Consider the following 17,835-nt stretch of genomic DNA (forward strand, 5'->3'; position numbering starts at 1 on the left):
GCCGCGGATCGGTTGCCTGGAGTCAGTACGCGATCCGGGCGAGGGCCTGGCTGATGATCACGCACCAGCCGATCACGATCGCCAGGCCGGCGAGACCGGAGACGAGCCCCCAGACCCAGAGCGCACCGCCGAGGGGTTCGGACCGGCGCGCCAGGATCGCCAGCACGATGGCCGCCAGCGAGAACGGCGCCCCCCAGACTCCGAACAGGGCGACGAGCAGCCCGGCCAGCCCCATGACGAGCGCCGCCGCCGACAAGCCCCGACCGCCCTCGCGCGACTGCAACTCGGTGTCGGTGTAGACGTACGGCACCCACTCGGTGGGCGCCGTCACGGTCGACGCGTAGTCCAGTTCGCCGTCGACCGGGGCCCGCGGTCGCGCGAGGTCCAGCCGGAAGTCACCGCGTCCGGCGTGCGGGGCGGGCTGCTCCCCGTCCGGGCGTTCCGCCTCCATGGACCGGTTCAGTAGGAGTATCCGGTGTCGGGGATGTTGGCGAAGACGACGGCCCAGATCACGATGCTCAGCAGCGCCAGGGCGACACCGATTGCCCCGGTGATGATTCCGGTAAGCCAGAACCCCTTCGCGCGCGGCTCCTTGGTGCGACCGAGGAAACCGAGCACGACGGCCGCAGCCGGGATGAAGAGCCCGAAAATGCCGCCGGCGATCGGGATGAACACCACCGGGGAGCCGAGGATTCCGATGACACCGGCGACGAGTGCCAGGATGCTGAAAATCGGCTGTTTGGTGGCAGGCCGGCCCGGATAGGCAGCATACGGCGCACCGTAGGTCGGCGGCGGCGGGCCGGCGTAGGGCGGCGGGGCGGCGGGACCGGCACCGGGGCCGGGCGGCGGCGTGGCCGAAGCGTAGGCGGGCGGGACCGGCGGCACGGCTGACGTGTTCGGGAAGTCGGGCACCTGCGGCACATCGGGCACCTGCGGCACATCCGGCACCTGCGGCACATCCGGCACATGCGGCACATCGGGCACGTGGGGCACCCCGGAGAGGTCTGGTGTATTCGAATTGCTCATGAGCAACTGTCCTTTCCACATAATTCAGTCCGAACCGCGGCCTCGCCGCGGGAAGATCAATAGCCGGAGATGGACCCGTCGTTGACCGCGGCGACGATGACCACGAACCACACGATGATGACGATGATCGCGGCCAGCACGCCGAGGTAGCCGAGCACGAGGCCCCCGATTGCGAGACCGCGACCCTTCTCGCCGGTCCTCTTGATCTGGCTCAGGGCGATGTGCCCGGTGATGATCGCGACGAGGGAGATGAAGAAGGCCGACACGAGCGAGACGATCGCCAGCACGTTGTACTTGTCGGCGGGTGCCTGAGCGTAGGCGCCGTTCTGCCCGTAGGCCGGCGCGGCCGGGGCTCCGTAGGCCGGCGCGGCCGGCGGCTGGTAGATCGGCGGCTGGCCGGTCGGCGGCTGGCCGGTCGGGGGCGGGGTCACCGGCGGCAGATTCGGGTCGGTCATGTCGTGCGCTCCTTCAGCAGGTGGGTGGTGGGGCGGTGCCATAGTGACAGCGCGGGCCGCGAGGTGTCAACGTGCAAGACGAAGCGGGTCCCACTCGCCCAGAGTATCCCTTTCCCCGGGGAACCTCGGATGAGGCCGGGTTTCAGACCTGGATCTCGGAGACCGGCAGCGTCGAGTCAGCCCCGAACTCGAGCGACGAGGGCTCGTGCCCGGCCATGATCAGTTGTGCGCCGAGGGCGGCGATCATGGCGCCGTTGTCGGTGCAGAGCGACAGCGGCGGGATGCGGAGGGCGATGCCGGCGGCATCCGTGCGCTCCGCGGCCACCTGGCGCAGCCGGGCGTTGGCGATCACGCCGCCGCCCAGCAGCAGCCGCGGGACCTCGAAGTCGACGCAGGCAGCGACGGCCTTGGTCAACAGGATGTCGACGACGGACTCGCGGAAGCTGGCCGCCACGTCGGCGACCGGCACGGGGTCGCCCGCATCCTGCCGCTGCTCGACCCACCGGGCCACCGAGGTCTTCAGCCCGGAGAAGGAGAAGTCGTAGCGGTGCCTGGCCATGTCCTTGGCCTGGCTGAGACCGCGGGGAAAACGGATCGCCGCGGGGTCACCCTCCAGCGCGGCCCGGTCGATCTGCGGACCGCCGGGGTAGGGCAAGCCCAGGATGCGGGCCACCTTGTCGAACGCCTCCCCTGCCGCGTCGTCAATGGTCTCGCCGAGGAGTTCGACATCGGAGACGAGGTCTCGCACCAGTAGCAGGGACGTGTGCCCGCCGGAGACGAGGAGCGCGATTGTCGGGTACTCGAGCGGGGCATCGGTCTGGTCCTCATCGGTGCGCAGCAGGTCGGCCCCGACGTGCCCGACCAGGTGGTTGACCGCGTAGATCGGTGTGCCGAGCGAGATCGCCAGGGCCTTCGCCGCGCCGACGCCGACCATGAGCGCACCGGAGAGGCCCGGGCCGCAGGTCACGGCGACCGCGTCGATCTCGGCCAGGCTGATGCCCGCCTCGGCGGTCGCGGCGCGGATCGCCGGCACGAGCTCCTCGAGATGGGCTCGGGCGGCCACCTCCGGCACGACTCCCCCGTAGCGGGCGTGTTCGTCCATCGACGACGCGATCGTGTTGGAGAGCAGCGTGGTGCCGCGCACGATTCCGATCCCGGTCTCGTCGCAGGAGGTCTCGATCCCGAGGACCAGCGGGTTCGTGCGGTTCATTCGGTCGCCTCCAGGCGTACGGGTGCCGTCGTCGTCGGGGCCATCTCCGGGTCTGGCAGCCGCACGCGCATCACCAGGGCGTCGACGTTGTCGGGCTGGTAGTAGCCGCGGCGCACACCGAGTTCCTCGAAGCCGAGCCGGCGGTAGACATGCTGTGCCCCCGGATTGTCGGCGCGCACCTCGAGGAACACCTCGCGAGCGCCGCGCTTGCGGGCCTCGGTGAGCAGGGTCTGAACGAGGGTGCGTCCGAGGCCGTGTCCCCGGGCTTCCTCGGTGACCGCGATCGTCTGGATGTCGCCCTCCAGCGCCCCGCGGGGCGCCTGCAGCCCGGCGTAGGCGTCGATCTGGGTGGGTGTGTCCGGCGGGAAGGCCACGAGGTAGTAACAGTCCGGGTCGGTGACGTCCCGGGCCATTGCCTCCGTCGACCAGGCGTCGTTCTCGAAGATGCGGGTTTCGAGCGCCATGATGGCGTCGACGTCGGCGCGGGTGGCCCGCCGCAGTTGCCAGGTCATCTCAGCTCACCCGTTTCCGGCCCGAGGACATGGTGACGTCGGGCGACCGCAGGTAGAGCGCCTCGTCGACGGCGAAGGCACGGTGGTGGGCCCGGCTGAGCTCGGCGACGAGTCCCAGGTCGCCCGCGGACACCGTCGCCGCGTCGAAACGGGGCGATCCGACGTGCGTCCAGTCGGGCTCCTGCAACACGGCCGGTTTCGCCACCCCGGGCGCGTCGATGCGGATCGGCAGGCCGACGGCATCCGCCCCGCTGTACGCGGACCAGTTCACCTCGCGGCGACGCGCGTCGGTGACCACGACGAGAGCGCCGACGTGGCCGGCGCGGTAGCGGCCGTAGGCGATGGCGTCGTGGCTGACGATCGGCACGAACGGTGTGCCGGCGCCGAGGGCGAAGACGCGCGCGGCGGCGATCCCGACCCGAAGCCCCGTGAACGGGCCGGGGCCCATCCCCCCGACGACCGCGGAGAGGTCGCCGACACCGATTCCGGCTGCGGCGAGGCAGTCGGCGATCAGCCGGCCGACCACCTCGGCGTGGCGCATGGTGTCGTCGGTGCCGAGTTCGGCGAGGACGCCACGCTCGAGGTCGACGACGGCGACGCTCGTGCCGGCGGAGGTATCGATGGCGAGAAGCACCTCACCAGCCTATTCGCTGCGCCGCGGGTCCCCGGCCTCGTCGTCGGCGGCCTCGGGATCGAATCCGGCGTCTCCCGCCCAACGCGGACCGTGCGCCGTGATCGTGACCGTGCGGGGCTCGTCGAGGTCGAACCCGTCGTCGGAGAGGCCGGACGGCGCGGCCTGCGATGCGCCCAGCGGGCGCTCGATCTCGATGTCCAGCCACGATTCGGTGAGGCCGTCGAGCATGCCGCGGCCCCACTCGACGACGACGATCGAGTGCGGGAAGTCGATGTCGAGGTCGTCGAGTTCGACGGCACTCGACAGGCGGTAGGCGTCGACGTGCACGAGGGGCGGGCCGCCGACCGTGCTGGGATGGGTGCGGGCGAGCACGAAGGTGGGGCTGGTCACGGAGCCGCGAACCCGCAGGCCAACGCCCAGGCCGCGGGTGAAGGTGGTCTTGCCCGCGCCGAGCGGCCCGGTGAGCACCACCAGGTCGCCGGCCCGCAACCGCCCGGCCAGGGCGGCGCCGAAATCGTGCATTTCGGCAGCGTCGGGGATCACGGTGCGCATGATGCCGGTCAACCCTCCGGGTCGGGTGCGGCCGACGCGGGCGTCGCGTCGGGGGCCGCTGCGGCGTCAGGGCCGGCCGGAGAGCCCGGTCCCGGCTGCGGGTAGCTGCGCGGCACCCGGTGCCCGACCCGGGTCACGATCTCGTAGTTGATGGTGCCGGCGGCGTCCGCCCAGTCGGTGGCGCTGGGGGCGCCGGTCGCGGGATCGCCGAACAGCACGACCTGGTCGCCGACGGCGACGTCTGCCTGGCCGACGCTCACGACGAACTGGTCCATCGCGATCCGGCCGACGATCGGATGCGTGCCGCCGCGGATCCGCACGCTCGCGGCACCCGACGCCTGCCGTGGCACCCCGTCGGCATAGCCGAGAGGAACGAGGGCGAGGTTGCCGTCTTCGGGCGCCCGCCAGAGGTGGTCGTAGGAGACCCCTGCGCCCGCGGCGACTCGGCGCACGGCCGCGACCCGTCCGCGCAGGGTCATCGCGGGGACGAGGCCCAGGTCGTGCGAGCTCTGGTCGTCGAACGGCGACAGCCCGTACAGGCCGATTCCGATCCGCACCAGCGAGAAACGCGCCGCGGGCAGCCGGAGTGCGGCGGCCGTCGAGGCAAGGTGGATGAGGCTCGGGGTCAGTCCCGCCTCGGCGGCCAGCCGCACGCCCCGCTCGAAGCGTCCGACCGCATCCGCGTCGTCGGCGGGGGACGCGTTGGAGAGGTGGCTGAAGAGGCCTCGCACGCTGAGCAGGCCGGCCCGCTCGAACCCGGCGGCCAGCGCGAAGACGTCGGGCCAGTCCGGTTCGTGCACGCCGTTGCGGTTGAGCCCGGTCTCGAGTTTGAGCTGTACCGAGGCCGTGCGGCCCAGGGCCGCCGCGGCATCCGCCGCCTGCCTGAGTTGACGCGCGGACGACAGGCCGAGGTCGATGCCCCTGCCGATCGCCGGCGCGAAGTCGACGTCTGGGTCGTGCAGCCAGGCCAGGATGGGTGCGTCGATGCCGCCGTCACGCAGCTGGAGCGCCTCCTCGACGTCGGCGACCCCGAGCCAGTCCGCGCCGGCGGCGAGTGCCGTTCGGGCCACCGGCAGGGCGCCGTGGCCGTAGGCGTTCGCCTTGACCACGGCCATCAGGTGCGGGGTGCCGACCACGGTGCGCAGGTGGGCGACGTTGGCCGCGATGGCGCCGAGGTCGACGACCGCTTCCCGGAAACCGGTCATGAGTCGCCCTCCGCGACCACGAAGGCGCAGGCCACGCCCGCGTCGTGTGTCATCGTCAGGTGAACGGTGCTGATCTTCCTCGCCCGCAGCACCTCGGCGACGCCGCCGGAGAGTCGGAAGCCGGGGTTGCCGTGCTCGTCGGCGACGACCTCCATCTCCTGCCAGGTTGCCCCCGCGCTGTCGCCGAGCGCCTTGATCAGCGCCTCCTTGGCGGCGAACCGGGCGGCCAGCGAATGCAGCGGCAGCTCACGTTCGGCAGGGGTGAACAGTCGCGGCACGAGCCCGGGCGTGCGCAGCACCTGGCGTTCGAAGCGCGCGAGGTCGACGATGTCGACCCCGATGCCTCGAATCATGCGGCGACCTCGCCCATCCCGATCCCGACGACCGCTATTCGACCGTGACGGACTTCGCCAGGTTGCGCGGCTGGTCGACGTCGAGGCCCTTGACGGTGGCCAGCTCCATCGCGAAGATCTGCAACGGGACCACGGCCAGGAAGGGCTCGAACAGCGGTGCGGCCAGCGGGATCCGGATGACGGTGTCCGCGTAGGGCAGCACCGCCACGTCGCCCTCTTCTGCGATCGCGATGATCCGGGCACCGCGGGCGCGGATTTCCTGGATGTTGGAAACGACCTTGGGGTGCAGGTGTGCCGACCCACGGGGGCTGGGCACGATCACGAACACCGGCTGGCCGGGCTCGATCAGGGCGATCGGGCCGTGCTTGAGCTCTCCGGCGGCGAAACCCTCCGCGTGGATGTAGGCGAGCTCCTTGAGCTTGAGCGCGCCCTCGAGCGCGATCGGGAAGCCGACGTGGCGGCCGAGGAACAGCACCGCCCGGGTGTCCGACATCCAGCCGGCCAGCTCGTGCACGGTGGCTTCCTGGAGCAGGGTGGTGGCGATCTTCTCGGGGATGGCCTGCAGCTCGATGACCTGTTCCGCGGATTCGGCGGCGGTGAGGCTGCCGCGCACGCGGGCCAGGTGGAGTCCGAAGAGGTAGAGCGCGGCGATCTGGGCGGTGAAGCCCTTGGTCGACGCGACGGCGACCTCCGGGCCGGCGTGCGTGTAGATCACGGCGTCGGATTCGCGCGGGATCGTGGCACCCTGGGTGTTGCAGATGGAGATGGCCCTGGCGCCGCCCTCGCGGGCGTACTTGACCGCCATCAGGGTGTCCATGGTCTCGCCGGACTGGCTGATCGAGATGATCAGGGTCTCCGGGTTGAGCACCGGGTCGCGGTAACGGAACTCATGGCTGAGCTCCACGTCGACGGGGACCCTGGTCCACTTCTCGATCGCGTACTTGGCGACGTAGCCGGCGTTGGCCGCGGTGCCGCAGGCGACGATGATGATCCGACGGATGCCGGCGAGCACGTCATCTCCGAAGCCGGTCAGCTCGGGCACGACGGCCTGGCCCTCGTGGATACGCCCGCGGAGGGTGTTGGCCACGGCATCCGGCTGCTCGGAAACCTCCTTGGCCATGAAGCTGGACCAACCGCCCTTTTCGGCCGCCGACGCGTCCCAGGCGATGTCGAACTCCTCGGCTTCGACCGGGGTGCCGTCGAAATCGGTGACGGTGACCAGGTCGGGGGTGATCGTCACGATCTGGTCCTGCCCGACGGCCACGGCCCGGCGCGTGTACTCGACGAAGGCGGCAACGTCGGAGCCGAGGAAGTTCTCCCCGTCGCCGAGGCCGATCACGAGTGGGGAGTTGCGGCGGGCGCCCACGACGACACCAGGCTGGTCCTGGTGCACGGCGAGGAGGGTGAAGGCTCCGTCGAGGCGGGAAACGACCGAGCGGAACGCGGTGCTGAGGTCGCCGACCCGCTGGTATTCGCGGCCGAGCAGCACGGCTGCGACCTCGGTGTCGGTCTCGCTCTCGAAGCCGAAGCCCTCGGCCACGAGCTCGTCCTTGAGCACAGCGAAGTTCTCGATGATGCCGTTGTGGATGAGCGCGAGCTTGCCGTTGTCGCCCAGGTGCGGGTGTGCGTTCACGTCGGTCGGGGCGCCGTGGGTGGCCCAGCGGGTGTGGCCGATTCCGGTGCGGCCGTTGTTGATCGGGTGGGCTTCGAGCTCCCCGGCGAGCACGGCGAGCTTGCCGGCGCGCTTGGCGGTGTTCAGCACGCCGTCGCCGTCGATGACGGCGATTCCCGCCGAGTCGTACCCTCGGTATTCCAGCCGGCGCAGCCCTCCCATCAGGACCTCGACGCTTTTATCTTCTCCGACATATCCCACAATTCCGCACATGGACCCGATTTTAGTCGGACTAAGCTTGGGGAAATGTCCGATCCGGTTACGAGCCCCTGGAAAAACGGCCACGGTACTCCGTTCGTCGAACTCGACCGGGCCGACTGGGCAGCCCTCGCCCCCACGACCCTGCTTCCCCTCCGGGAGACGGAGATCGTGCAGTTGCGTGGCCTCGGCGAACCGCTCGACCTCAGCGAGGTGACGGATGTCTACCTGCCCCTGAGCAGACTGCTCAACCTCTACGCCGCGGGGGCCAGGCAACTGCACCGGGCGACCAGCGACTTCCTCGGCGAGCGGGCGCAGCGCACGCCGTTCGTGATCGGCGTTGCCGGATCCGTCGCTGTCGGCAAGTCCACCATCGCACGCCTGCTGCGGGAGCTGCTCGCCCGGTGGGAGGACACCCCCCGGGTGGAACTCGTGACCACCGACGGTTTCCTGTTCCCCAACGCCGAGCTTGGCCGCCGAGGCCTGATGGACCGCAAGGGTTTCCCCGAATCGTACGACCGGCGCGCCCTGCTCCGGTTCGTCTCCGCGGTCAAGAGCGGTGCCGCCGAGGTGCGGGCCCCGTTCTACTCGCACCTCAGCTACGACATCGTCGCGGACGCCCAGATCGTGGTTCGCCAGCCGGACATCCTGATCGTCGAAGGGCTCAACGTGCTCCAGCCGCCCGGGCCGGGCCACGGGCTCTCGGTCAGCGACCTGTTCGACTTCACCGTGTTCGTCGACGCCCGCACACAGGACATCGCCCGATGGTACGAGGAGCGCTTCCTGAAGCTTCAGCGGGGCGCCTTCACGAACCCGAAGTCGTACTTCCACCGCTTCTCCACCCTGACCGAGGCTGAGGCGCGCAGCCGCGCCCGGTCGATCTGGACCGAGATCAACGAGCCCAACCTGACCCACAACATCCGCCCGACCCGGTCGCGGGCCACTCTCGTGCTGCGCAAGGACCCCAACCACGCCGTCTCGAAGGTGCTCCTGCGCAAGGTCTGACTCGGTATCCCGGGACGCCCCGGGCAACCCCGGGCAACCCCGCCGAGATCTACCTTTCCGGTCGAACCCGACCGGTCTGCAGGTCGGTCTCGACCGGAAAGGTCGACGTCGGCGCGGGTTCGGGCATGCACTCGGGGGTTGAGCCTGCCGAAACCACGGGGTCTCGACCGGCTCGACCGGCTCGACCACCGTACGGTCGCTCAGACGGCGAGGCGCTCCCGCACGACGCCGGCCAGTGCGTGCGCCAACCGGTCAGCGGTCGCCTGGTCGGCGGCCTCGACCATGACGCGCACCATCGGTTCGGTGCCGGACGGGCGGAGAAGCACACGCCCGGTCTCGCCGAGTTCGGCCTCGGCAGCGAGCACGGCGGAGGCGATCGTATCGTCGCGCCCCAGCGCGTGGTGGTCGACGCCGCGCACGTTCACCAGGATCTGCGGGAAGACCGTCATCACGCTCGCCAGCTCGGCCAGTGTCTTCCCGGTGCGGGCCATCTCGGCGACGAGGTGCAGTCCGGTCAGGATGCCGTCGCCGGTCGTGGCGAACTTCGTCATGATCACGTGGCCGGACTGTTCGCCGCCCAGGGACAGGCCATGCTCGTTGAGCGCCTCGAGCACGTACCGGTCGCCGACCTTGGTCTCGATCATGCGGATGTCGTTGGCCGCCATGGCCTTGCGCAGGCCGAGGTTGCTCATCACCGTGGCGACGAGGGTGCGGTCGTTGAGCACCCCCCGCTCGGCCATCGAGACCGCGAGGATCGCCATGATCTGGTCGCCGTCGACGATGTTGCCGTCGCGGTCGACCGCGAGGCACCGGTCGGCGTCGCCGTCATGGGCGATTCCGATGTCGGCGCCGGCGGCGAGTACGGCTGCGGCGAGGTTGTCGAGATGGGTCGAGCCGACACCGTCGTTGATGTTGAGGCCGTCGGGATCCGCGCCGATCACGGTCAGGCGCGCGCCGGCATCCGTGAACACCTGCGGCGAGACGCCGGCCGCGGCGCCGTGGGCGCAGTCGAGCACGACGTGCAGGCCGTCGAGGCGGTTCGGCAGCGTGCTGAGCAGGTGCACGACGTAGCGGTCCTCGGCGTCCGCGAACCGACGGATGCGTCCGACGTCGCCGCCGATCGGCGTGAGGTTGGGTCCCTCGAGGTGTTCCTCGATGCGGTCCTCGACGTCGTCGGGAAGCTTGGTTCCCCCGAATGCGAATATCTTGATTCCGTTGTCGGGGGCGGGGTTGTGCGAGGCGGAGATCATCACGCCGAAGTCAGCGCCGATGTCGGCGATCAGGAATGCGGCGGCGGGCGTCGGGATGACGCCGGCGTCGAGAACGTCCACGCCGGAGCTGGCCAGTCCGGCGGCGACGGCGGCGGAGATGAACTCGCCGGAAATACGGGGGTCGCGGGCCAGGACCGCCACGGGGCGGCGGCCTTCCGCGAGGCGCAGTCTGGCGCGACGTCCCTGGGTGAGGACCGCCGCACTGGCCTGCGCGAGTGACAGGGCCAGGCCAGCCGTGAGATCACGGTTGGCCAGGCCCCGAACACCGTCGGTACCGAACAGTCGAGGCATCTGGGGTACCGACTATCGACTTAGCGCTTGGAGAACTGAGGCGCCTTACGGGCCTTCTTGAGACCGGCCTTCTTGCGCTCCTTGACGCGAGCGTCACGGTTGAGGAAGCCGGCCTTCTTCAGGATGGCGCGGTTGTTCTCTTCGTCGATCTGGTTGAGCGAACGTGCGATGCCGAGACGCAGGGCGCCGGCCTGGCCGGACGGGCCGCCACCGGTGATGCGGGCGATGACGTCGTAGCTGCCGAGAAGGTCGAGCACCTTGAACGGGTCGTTGATCAGCTGCTGGTGCAGCTTGTTCGGGAAGTAGTCCCCGAATTCGCGGCCGTTCACCGTGATGGTGCCCGAGCCGGGAACGATGCGCACGCGGGCGATGGCCTGCTTGCGACGTCCGACGGCTGCGCCGGGAACGTTGAGGATGGCGCGGGGCGCCTTGGTTACGGTTTCGGCCGGAGTCTCGGTCGAGTAGCTCTCCGGAGCCTGGTCAATCTGGTCTGCGATCTTCGCCACGATGTAGTGAATCCTTTTTCTTAGAGTCGAGAAGTCTGGTGGCCGGCGCTACTGAGCGACCTGGGAGAGGGTGTACGGCTTCGGCTGCTGGGCAGCGTGCGGGTGCGCAGGACCGGCATAGACCTTCAGCTTGGCCAGCTGGGCACGGCCGAGCGTGTTCTTCGGCAGCATGCCACGGATGGCCTTCTCAACCGCACGGGTCGGGTGCTTCTCGAGCATCTCCGAGTAGTTGGTGGCCGTGAGGCCGCCCGGGTAACCGGAGTGGCGGTACGCCATCTTCAGGTCGAGCTTCTTGCCGGTGAGGGCGATCTTCTCGGCGTTGATGATGATGACGAAATCGCCCATGTCCATGTGGGGAGAGAACGTTGCCTTGTGCTTTCCACGGAGGAGAACGGCGGCGTGGCTGGCAAGACGACCGAGAACGATGTCTGTGGCGTCGATGACGACCCAGTCGTGCTGGACTTCGCTTGCCTTGGGAGTGTAAGTGCGCGTCACTAGTGAGCTGCTTTCTTGTTCGAACGGAGGTGTTCGTGAATCCCGCTCCGGGTGTGTTCCAAATCTGGGAACACGATCGATGGAGGGCTCACGTTCGTGTGCCTGGCTGCAACGCACAGACACCAAAGGTCTATGTTAGTGTCCTCAGCCCCCGAGCGCAATTCCCCGGCGGTGACGGCGAGCGTCTATTCCGTGTCGTCGATGAGTTCGCGGCGCGCCCGGGTTTCCCGCGCCCGTGCCGCGAGCAGTTCGTCGGCGGGGTAGGCGACCTCCATCAGCGTCAGACCCTGGGGCGGCATCACCTTGAACTCGCTGGTCCTGGCTCGCTCGATCCGGAGGTCGACCAGGCGGCCGCCGGCCAGGCGACCCTCACCCACGGCGACGCAGGCGCCGACCAACGCCCGCACCATGCTGTGGCAGAAGGCGTCGGCCTGCACGGATGCGACGAGCACGCCATCCGGGTCCCGCCTCCAGTGGAACTCCTGCAGGGTGCGGATCGTGGTGGCGCCCGGCCGCGGCTTGCAATAGGTGGCGAAATCGTGGAGGCCGATCAGCGTCGCCGCGGCCTCCGCCATCCTGTCCAGATCGAGCCGGAAGCCGTGCCAGGTCGTGCGGAACCGTTGCAGCGGGTCGTGGCCGACCACGGAATCCGCGATCCGGTACTCGTAGCGACGCCACAAGGGCGAGAAGCGCGCGTCGAATCCGGGCGGGGCGATCGTGGAGGACTTGAGAACGATCTCGGGCTGGGTGACGAGGATGCCGCTCAGTCGCCGCTGCACCATGACCGCCAGCGGCGTCGGCGGGCGCCCCTTGCCGCGGGTGACGCGCACGAGGCTGTCCGCCTGCTCGGCGTTCAGGTCGAAGTGCGCCACCTGCCCGGCCGCGTGCACACCGGCATCCGTTCTCCCGGCGACGGTGAGGACCGGGGTCGGCGGGTGGCTGTGCAGGATGCCGGCGAGGCCGGCCTCGATCTGGCCCTGCACGGTGCGCAGGCCGGGCTGGGTGGCCCACCCGGACATTCCGGTGCCGTCGTAGGCGATATCGAGCCTGATCCGGGTGGTTTCCGGCGGGAGGGTCTCGTCGGCTGCCGGGGGAAGAATCACGGAGGTAAGTGTATGGGCCGCGCCGGGTTATCGTTGAACCCGGACAGTGTCCGTTCTTGCTATGAATCCCCGTCGCCGCAGCCCCACAGTCGCTCGCCCGGAGTCCGTGGCTCCCGCACCGAAGCGCCTGGCCGGGCTCGACGGGCTGCGCGGCATCGCGGTCACCCTGGTCGTTGTGTACCACTTCTTCCCGGCCGCGTTGCCCGGCGGCTTTGTCGGCGTCGACGTCTTCTTCGTGATCAGCGGGTTTCTGATCACCCGCCTCCTGCTCGCCGAACACCGGCGCACGGGCAGGTTCGCCCTCGGGCGGTTCTGGCAGCGCCGGGCATTGCGCCTCGTGCCGCCGCTGATCCCTCTGGTCCTGGTGGCGTGCACCGCCGCGTGGCTCATCGGCGGAGACGTGCTGGTCGGGCTCGGCTGGCAGGTGCTCGGCGCGGCGACCTTCGGCTACAACTGGGTGTCGATCGCGGGATCGACGAGCTACTTCGATACCGCCCAGCCCGAGCTGTTCCGCAACCTGTGGTCGCTCGCGGTGGAGGAGCAGTTCTACCTGGTCTGGCCGGTTGCGCTCCTCGCCGTGCTGCTGATTCGCAGCCCCCGGCTTCGGGTGGCCCTTGTCGGCGGCCTCGCTGTGGCCGCAGGGCTGTGGATGGGCGTCCTGTACCACCCGGGGAGCGACCCGACCCGGGTGTACTACGGCTCGGACACGCACAGCTTCGGCCTGTTCGCGGGCGCCGCACTGGCGCTCCTGCTGGCCGCCGGCGGGCGGGAGACGGAGCTCCCCCGGCTCCGGGCGGTGCTCGGCCGTTCCCGGCCGTGGCTGGGACTGGCCGCCTTCGCCGGGCTCCTCGCAGCGGCGTGGGCGCTGCCCGCCACCGGGGCGGTCACCTACCGTGGCGGACTGGTCGCGGTCGGCCTGCTCAGCGCGATCGTCATCTGGGCCGCCGTCCGCGGCGACCGGTTCGGCCCGTCCCTGGACGTGGCGCCGCTGCGATACCTCGGCGAGCGGTCATACGGAATCTATCTCTGGCACTGGCCCGTGCTCGTGCTCGTGCGGGTGGCGTGGCCCGCGGCGGGCGGGGCGGACGGGCTGGCCGGGGCGCCGGTCGGCCTCGCCGCGGGCATCCTTGCCGGGGCGCTGACCCTGATTGCCGCCGCGACGTCGTACCGCTGGCTGGAACGACCGGTGCGGGCGTACGGCGTGCCGGCCGGCATCCGTCGACTGGAAGCCGCAGCGGCCGGCTCGATATCCCGCCGGGTGCTCCTCTCCCTGGGCGCGGTCGCCGTGCTACTCGTCGTCGGCGGAACGACCTCGGCGCTGGTCACCGCGCCTGGCGAGACCAGCGCCCAGCAGGAGATCGATCGCGGGCAGCGGGCCGTGGAGGCCGCCGCCGCCGCGGTGGCAGCCAGGCGTGCGGACGCGTCCAGTCACCGGCCGCTGCCTGGCGGCAGCATGATCACCGCGATCGGCGACTCGGTGATGCTGGCGTCCGCCCCCGAGTTGCAGAGCAGCTTCCCGGGGATCTCGATCGATGCCGCGGTGAACCGGGGAATGCGCTCGGCCCCCGGGATTCTGGCCGCCCTGGACCAGGCCGGGACCCTGCGGTCGGTCGTCGTCGTCGGCCTCGGCACGAACGGCCCGATCGACGAGGACGAGCTCGCCGCCATCCGGAGCGTCGTCGGCCCGCATCGGCAGTTGATCATGGTCAACGCCTTCGCCGAGCGCGACTGGACTTCCGGCGTCAACGCGGCCCTGGCCGACTTCTCCGCCCGGTATCCGCTGGTGGAGCTGGCCAACTGGCACGACGCTATCGCGCCGCGCTCCGACGTGCTGGCCGAGGACAACATCCACCCGGGCCCGACCGGCGGCCAGATCTACGCCGACACCATCTCGTCGGCGATCCAGCTCCTTGGCACCCACCCCCCACGCGGCCCGCTCGACGTCTACCGCCTCGACGAGTAGCCCGCCCGCGCATGGGGCGTCCGGCATGGAAAAAGGGGCCCGACCGAAGTCGGACCCCTTTCGGGTAAGCGTGGGACTCGTGCTTACTTGGCTTCCTCGGCGTCGGCCGGGGCAGCGGCGTCGGCTTCAACGACCTCGACCGGTGCTGCGTCGGCTTCAACGACCTCGACCGGTGCTGCGTCTTCAGCGACAGGCTTCGCGGCCTTGGCGGAGGAGGACTTCTTGACCTTCGGGGTCAGCGGCTCGAGGACGAGCTCCATCTGGACCATCGAGGCGTTGTCACCCTTGCGGAAGCCGAGCTTCGTGATGCGGGTGTAGCCGCCCTCGCGAAGGGCAACCTGCGGCGCGATCTCGGTGAAGAGCTCGTGCACGACGGTCTTGTCGCCGATGGTGGCGAGAACGCGACGACGGGCGTGCAGGTCGCCCTTCTTCGCGAACGTGATCAGTCGCTCGGCGACCGGACGCAGGCGCTTGGCACGGGTCTCGGTCGTCTTGATCGACTTGTGGGTGAACAGGGACGCGGCCAGGTTGGCGAGCATCAGGCGCTCGTGGGCCGGTCCGCCGCCGAGGCGGGCTCCCTTAGTGGGCGTAGGCATTGGTAATCTCCAGTATCAAAAGTCGAAAGTCAGTCTGAGTGACTGCTTTAGATGGTTTCTTCGTCGTAGCCGCTGTAGAAGTGGGCGCCGTCGAATCCGGGCACCGAGTCCTTGAGTGACAGGCCGAGCTCTACGAGCTTGTCCTTGACCTCATCCACCGACTTCTGGCCGAAGTTGCGGATGTTCATCAGCTGGGTCTCCGAGAGGGCGACCAGTTCGCTGACGTTGTTGATGCCTTCACGCTTGAGGCAGTTGTACGAACGAACCGACAGATCGAGGTCTTCGATCGGAATCGACAGTTCGGTCGACAGCACGGCGTCGACCGGCGCGGGGCCGATTTCGATGCCCTCAGCGGCGGTGTTCAGTTCGCGGGCCAGACCGAACAGCTCGGTCAGCGTGCGACCGGCGGATGCGATGGCGTCGCGAGGCGAAATCGCCGACTTGGTCTCCACGTCAACGACGAGGCGGTCGAAGTCGGTGCGCTCACCGGCACGAGTTGCCTCGACGCGGTAGGTCACCTTGAGCACGGGCGAGTAGATCGAGTCGACCGGGATCTGGCCGGCTTCCGAGTACTCGTTGCGGTTCTGGGTGGCCGACACATAGCCACGGCCACGCTCGATGGTCAGTTCGAGTTCGAACTTCGCCTTGTCGTTCAACGTGGCGATGACGAGCTCGGGGTTGTGAACCTCGACCCCGGCCGGAGCCGAGATGTCAGCGGCGGTGACCTGGCCGGCACCCTGCTTGCGCAGGTACGCGGTGATCGGCTCGTCGTGCTCGCTGGAGATGACGAGACCCTTGATGTTCAGGATGATCTCGGTGACATCTTCCTTGACACCGGGAACGGTGCTGAACTCGTGCAGCACACCGTCGATCCGGATGCTGGTGACAGCGGCTCCGGGGATCGAGGACAGCAGGGTGCGGCGCATCGAGTTGCCGAGGGTGTAACCGAAACCAGGCTCAAGAGGTTCGATGACGAACCTGGATCGGAACTCCGAAATGTTCTCTTCGGTGAGCGTGGGGCGCTGTGCGATAAGCACTATTGATTCCTTTCGGCTAAGTGTCCGCTATATGACACTTGCGTGGCGAGGTGTTGAGGGTGTGTCTCGACAGGCTCGACTACCGAGTCTGTCGCTGCCGAACGTGACGGAGATCGAGCCTGTCGAGCGGAGATCGAGCCTGTCGAGCGGAGATCGAGCCTGTCGAGCGGAGATCGAGCCTGTCGAGATCTCGACAAGCTCGATCACCGCGAGGAAGTTAGACGCGGCGACGCTTGGGCGGACGGCATCCGTTGTGAGCCTGAGGCGTGACGTCGTTGATCGAGCCCACCTCGAGGCCGGCGGCCTGAAGCGAACGGATCGCCGTCTCGCGTCCGGAGCCGGGGCCCTTGACGAAGACGTCTACCTTCTTCATGCCGTGCTCCTGCGCCTGGCGGGCGGCCGACTCGGCTGCCAGCTGTGCGGCGAACGGGGTCGACTTGCGCGAACCCTTGAAGCCAACTCCACCTGAGGACGCCCAGCTGATGACCGCACCGGTGGTGTCAGTGATCGAGACGATGGTGTTGTTGAACGTGCTCTTGATGTGGGCCTGGCCCACAGCGATGTTCTTCTTTTCTTTCTTGCGCGGCTTCCGAACGGCCGACTTTGGTGCTGCCATGAATTTCTCCTGAATCCTGAGGGCGAGACGGGCCGGGCCGAGGCCTAGCGCGCCTTCTTCTTGCCGGCTACGGTGCGCTTCGGGCCCTTGCGGGTGCGAGCGTTGGTCTTGGTGCGCTGGCCGCGAACGGGCAGGCCCTTGCGGTGGCGGATGCCCTCGTAGCTGCCGATCTCGACCTTGCGGCGGATGTCAGCGGCAACCTCACGGCGGAGGTCACCCTCAACCTTGAAGGTTCCTTCGATGTAGTCACGGAGGGCGACGAGCTGGTCGTCACTCAAATCCTTGACTCGGATGTTTCCATCGATTTCAGTGTCGGCGAGGGTCTTGAGTGCCCTCGTACGGCCAACACCAAAGATGTAAGTCAGTGCAACTTCCACGCGCTTATCGCGAGGAATATCAACGCCGGCTAGACGTGCCATTGTGGCTTCTCCTGTATATGAGTGGAGGTCTGTAGCAGTGCCTGTTCATCGGCCTCCAACCGATGGTGTCGCCCCGGAGGGTTCCCGGCATTGCTATTTACTGTTGAGTTGTGTCTCGACAGGCTCGACATCCGAGACGGGGCTCGAGCACCACTGCGGTGATCGAGCACCACTGCGGTGATCGAGCACCACTGCGGTGATCGAGCTTGCCGAGATCAGCCCTGACGCTGCTTGTGACGCGGGTTCTCGCAGATGACCATCACGTTGCCATTACGGCGGATGACCTTGCACTTGTCGCAGATCTTCTTGACGCTGGGCTTGACCTTCATTGTGTGTCCTTGTATTCGCTGTCTTCGTACCCCAGGAACGCCTCGGGCCGTTACTTACAGCAATGCTTACTTGTAGCGGTAGACGATCCGGCCGCGAGTCAGGTCGTACGGGCTCAGCTCCACGATCACGCGGTCCTCAGGAAGGATGCGGATGTAGTGCTGACGCATCTTGCCCGAAATGTGGGCAAGAACCTTGTGGCCGTTGGTCAGCTCAACACGAAACATCGCGTTGGGAAGAGCTTCGACTACTGCGCCCTCGATTTCGATGACACCGTCTTTTTTTGCCATAACTCACTATCGCTAGGGTATTGATTGCTGGTCGTGCGTGGATTGTGGCGCCTTGACACGCCGAAAGCGACGGCATCAGACACCAAGGATTTACTCTAT

General features: G+C 68.5%; 22 protein-coding genes. 2 read left to right on the forward strand and 20 right to left on the reverse strand.

The features are described from left to right. Nucleotides 1-22: 22 nt before the first annotated feature. The 10 genes from E3T48_RS04255 to glmS form a co-directional block, all read right to left on the reverse strand. Nucleotides 23-451, reverse strand: coding sequence for a hypothetical protein (locus tag E3T48_RS04255; protein ID WP_134522608.1), 429 nt, complete (start codon nt 449-451; stop codon nt 23-25). 8 nt (nt 452-459) lie between these two features. Continuing rightward, complete coding sequence (locus E3T48_RS04260; protein ID WP_134522609.1) at nt 460-1,026, reverse strand: DUF4190 domain-containing protein; 567 nt, start codon at nt 1,024-1,026, stop codon at nt 460-462. A 56-nt stretch (nt 1,027-1,082) separates the two neighbouring features. Next, nucleotides 1,083-1,481 carry a DUF4190 domain-containing protein gene (locus E3T48_RS04265; protein WP_134522610.1) on the reverse strand — a complete coding sequence of 133 codons (399 nt, stop codon included), beginning with the start codon at nt 1,479-1,481 and terminating at the stop codon, nt 1,083-1,085. A gap of 142 nt (nt 1,482-1,623) precedes the next feature. After that, a complete protein-coding gene (tsaD, locus tag E3T48_RS04270) occupies nt 1,624-2,691 on the reverse strand; it encodes a tRNA (adenosine(37)-N6)-threonylcarbamoyltransferase complex transferase subunit TsaD (protein ID WP_134522611.1) in 1,068 nt (355 codons plus the stop codon). Further along, complete coding sequence (gene rimI, locus E3T48_RS04275; protein ID WP_134522612.1) at nt 2,688-3,203, reverse strand: ribosomal protein S18-alanine N-acetyltransferase; 516 nt, start codon at nt 3,201-3,203, stop codon at nt 2,688-2,690. The genes tsaD and rimI overlap by 4 nt, the downstream gene beginning before the upstream one ends. A 1-nt stretch (nt 3,204) precedes the next feature. Beyond that, on the reverse strand, nt 3,205-3,837 hold the full coding sequence (gene tsaB, locus E3T48_RS04280; protein WP_134522613.1) for a tRNA (adenosine(37)-N6)-threonylcarbamoyltransferase complex dimerization subunit type 1 TsaB: 633 nt from the start codon (nt 3,835-3,837) through the stop codon (nt 3,205-3,207). 9 nt (nt 3,838-3,846) lie between these two features. Next, the gene (gene tsaE, locus E3T48_RS04285; RefSeq protein ID WP_134522664.1) at nt 3,847-4,389 is read right to left on the reverse strand and encodes a tRNA (adenosine(37)-N6)-threonylcarbamoyltransferase complex ATPase subunit type 1 TsaE; all 543 of its coding nucleotides are present in this window, start codon (nt 4,387-4,389) and stop codon (nt 3,847-3,849) included. 8 nt (nt 4,390-4,397) lie between these two features. Then, entirely contained in the window at nt 4,398-5,594 is a 1,197-nt protein-coding gene (gene alr, locus E3T48_RS04290; protein ID WP_134522614.1) for an alanine racemase, read from the reverse strand. After that, entirely contained in the window at nt 5,591-5,947 is a 357-nt protein-coding gene (locus tag E3T48_RS04295) for a holo-ACP synthase (RefSeq protein WP_134522615.1), read from the reverse strand. The genes alr and E3T48_RS04295 overlap by 4 nt, the downstream gene beginning before the upstream one ends. A gap of 34 nt (nt 5,948-5,981) precedes the next feature. Beyond that, nucleotides 5,982-7,832 carry a glutamine--fructose-6-phosphate transaminase (isomerizing) gene (gene glmS, locus E3T48_RS04300; protein ID WP_134522616.1) on the reverse strand — a complete coding sequence of 617 codons (1,851 nt, stop codon included), beginning with the start codon at nt 7,830-7,832 and terminating at the stop codon, nt 5,982-5,984. A 33-nt stretch (nt 7,833-7,865) separates the two neighbouring features. Here glmS and coaA point away from each other — a divergent pair, with 33 nt between their 5' ends. Continuing rightward, entirely contained in the window at nt 7,866-8,822 is a 957-nt protein-coding gene (coaA, locus tag E3T48_RS04305) for a type I pantothenate kinase (RefSeq protein ID WP_134522617.1), read from the forward strand. A 200-nt stretch (nt 8,823-9,022) separates the two neighbouring features. Here the strand turns inward: coaA and glmM are convergent, their stop codons facing one another. From glmM to E3T48_RS04325, 4 genes are all read right to left on the reverse strand, one after another. Next, the gene (glmM, locus tag E3T48_RS04310) at nt 9,023-10,384 is read right to left on the reverse strand and encodes a phosphoglucosamine mutase (RefSeq protein ID WP_134522618.1); all 1,362 of its coding nucleotides are present in this window, start codon (nt 10,382-10,384) and stop codon (nt 9,023-9,025) included. A 20-nt stretch (nt 10,385-10,404) separates the two neighbouring features. After that, on the reverse strand, nt 10,405-10,890 hold the full coding sequence (rpsI, locus tag E3T48_RS04315) for a 30S ribosomal protein S9 (RefSeq protein WP_134522619.1): 486 nt from the start codon (nt 10,888-10,890) through the stop codon (nt 10,405-10,407). 48 nt (nt 10,891-10,938) lie between these two features. After that, nucleotides 10,939-11,385, reverse strand: coding sequence for a 50S ribosomal protein L13 (gene rplM / locus E3T48_RS04320; protein ID WP_134522620.1), 447 nt, complete (start codon nt 11,383-11,385; stop codon nt 10,939-10,941). 185 nt (nt 11,386-11,570) lie between these two features. Beyond that, nucleotides 11,571-12,404 (reverse strand): tRNA pseudouridine synthase A, encoded by an 834-nt coding sequence (locus tag E3T48_RS04325; RefSeq protein ID WP_134522665.1) that lies wholly within the window; start codon nt 12,402-12,404, stop codon nt 11,571-11,573. A 190-nt stretch (nt 12,405-12,594) separates the two neighbouring features. Here E3T48_RS04325 and E3T48_RS04330 point away from each other — a divergent pair, with 190 nt between their 5' ends. Beyond that, the gene (locus E3T48_RS04330; RefSeq protein ID WP_241986650.1) at nt 12,595-14,451 is read left to right on the forward strand and encodes an acyltransferase family protein; all 1,857 of its coding nucleotides are present in this window, start codon (nt 12,595-12,597) and stop codon (nt 14,449-14,451) included. Nucleotides 14,452-14,534: 83 nt separating this feature from the next. Here the strand turns inward: E3T48_RS04330 and rplQ are convergent, their stop codons facing one another. The 6 genes from rplQ to infA form a co-directional block, all read right to left on the reverse strand. After that, nucleotides 14,535-15,047, reverse strand: coding sequence for a 50S ribosomal protein L17 (rplQ, locus tag E3T48_RS04335; protein WP_134522622.1), 513 nt, complete (start codon nt 15,045-15,047; stop codon nt 14,535-14,537). A gap of 47 nt (nt 15,048-15,094) precedes the next feature. Next, nucleotides 15,095-16,084, reverse strand: coding sequence for a DNA-directed RNA polymerase subunit alpha (locus E3T48_RS04340; RefSeq protein WP_134365630.1), 990 nt, complete (start codon nt 16,082-16,084; stop codon nt 15,095-15,097). A 217-nt stretch (nt 16,085-16,301) separates the two neighbouring features. After that, a complete protein-coding gene (rpsK, locus tag E3T48_RS04345; RefSeq protein ID WP_055821293.1) occupies nt 16,302-16,700 on the reverse strand; it encodes a 30S ribosomal protein S11 in 399 nt (132 codons plus the stop codon). 44 nt (nt 16,701-16,744) lie between these two features. Beyond that, complete coding sequence (gene rpsM, locus E3T48_RS04350; protein WP_134363338.1) at nt 16,745-17,119, reverse strand: 30S ribosomal protein S13; 375 nt, start codon at nt 17,117-17,119, stop codon at nt 16,745-16,747. A gap of 215 nt (nt 17,120-17,334) precedes the next feature. Next, entirely contained in the window at nt 17,335-17,448 is a 114-nt protein-coding gene (gene rpmJ / locus E3T48_RS04355) for a 50S ribosomal protein L36 (RefSeq protein WP_035834639.1), read from the reverse strand. A 66-nt stretch (nt 17,449-17,514) separates the two neighbouring features. Next, nucleotides 17,515-17,736, reverse strand: coding sequence for a translation initiation factor IF-1 (infA, locus tag E3T48_RS04360; protein WP_022883252.1), 222 nt, complete (start codon nt 17,734-17,736; stop codon nt 17,515-17,517). Between the last annotated feature and the right edge of the window lie 99 nt (nt 17,737-17,835).

Source organism: Cryobacterium fucosi, from assembly GCF_004403515.1.
Lineage (GTDB): Bacteria > Actinomycetota > Actinomycetes > Actinomycetales > Microbacteriaceae > Cryobacterium > Cryobacterium fucosi.

Bases quoted from the DNA above. Each gene is read 5' to 3' on its own strand.
- E3T48_RS04255 (WP_134522608.1), bottom strand. From the start codon at position 451: ATGGAGGCGGAACGCCCGGACGGGGAGCAGCCCGCCCCGCACGCCGGA.
- E3T48_RS04260 (WP_134522609.1), bottom strand. From the start codon at position 1,026: ATGAGCAATTCGAATACACCAGACCTCTCCGGGGTGCCCCACGTGCCC.
- E3T48_RS04265 (WP_134522610.1), bottom strand. From the start codon at position 1,481: ATGACCGACCCGAATCTGCCGCCGGTGACCCCGCCCCCGACCGGCCAG.
- tsaD (WP_134522611.1), bottom strand. From the start codon at position 2,691: ATGAACCGCACGAACCCGCTGGTCCTCGGGATCGAGACCTCCTGCGAC.
- rimI (WP_134522612.1), bottom strand. From the start codon at position 3,203: ATGACCTGGCAACTGCGGCGGGCCACCCGCGCCGACGTCGACGCCATC.
- tsaE (WP_134522664.1), bottom strand. From the start codon at position 4,389: ATGCGCACCGTGATCCCCGACGCTGCCGAAATGCACGATTTCGGCGCC.
- alr (WP_134522614.1), bottom strand. From the start codon at position 5,594: ATGACCGGTTTCCGGGAAGCGGTCGTCGACCTCGGCGCCATCGCGGCC.
- E3T48_RS04295 (WP_134522615.1), bottom strand. From the start codon at position 5,947: ATGATTCGAGGCATCGGGGTCGACATCGTCGACCTCGCGCGCTTCGAA.
- glmS (WP_134522616.1), bottom strand. From the start codon at position 7,832: ATGTGCGGAATTGTGGGATATGTCGGAGAAGATAAAAGCGTCGAGGTC.
- coaA (WP_134522617.1), top strand. From the start codon at position 7,866: ATGTCCGATCCGGTTACGAGCCCCTGGAAAAACGGCCACGGTACTCCG.
- glmM (WP_134522618.1), bottom strand. From the start codon at position 10,384: ATGCCTCGACTGTTCGGTACCGACGGTGTTCGGGGCCTGGCCAACCGT.
- E3T48_RS04325 (WP_134522665.1), bottom strand. From the start codon at position 12,404: ATGTCCGGGTGGGCCACCCAGCCCGGCCTGCGCACCGTGCAGGGCCAG.
- rplQ (WP_134522622.1), bottom strand. From the start codon at position 15,047: ATGCCTACGCCCACTAAGGGAGCCCGCCTCGGCGGCGGACCGGCCCAC.
- rpsK (WP_055821293.1), bottom strand. From the start codon at position 16,700: ATGGCAGCACCAAAGTCGGCCGTTCGGAAGCCGCGCAAGAAAGAAAAG.
- rpsM (WP_134363338.1), bottom strand. From the start codon at position 17,119: ATGGCACGTCTAGCCGGCGTTGATATTCCTCGCGATAAGCGCGTGGAA.
- rpmJ (WP_035834639.1), bottom strand. From the start codon at position 17,448: ATGAAGGTCAAGCCCAGCGTCAAGAAGATCTGCGACAAGTGCAAGGTC.
- infA (WP_022883252.1), bottom strand. From the start codon at position 17,736: ATGGCAAAAAAAGACGGTGTCATCGAAATCGAGGGCGCAGTAGTCGAA.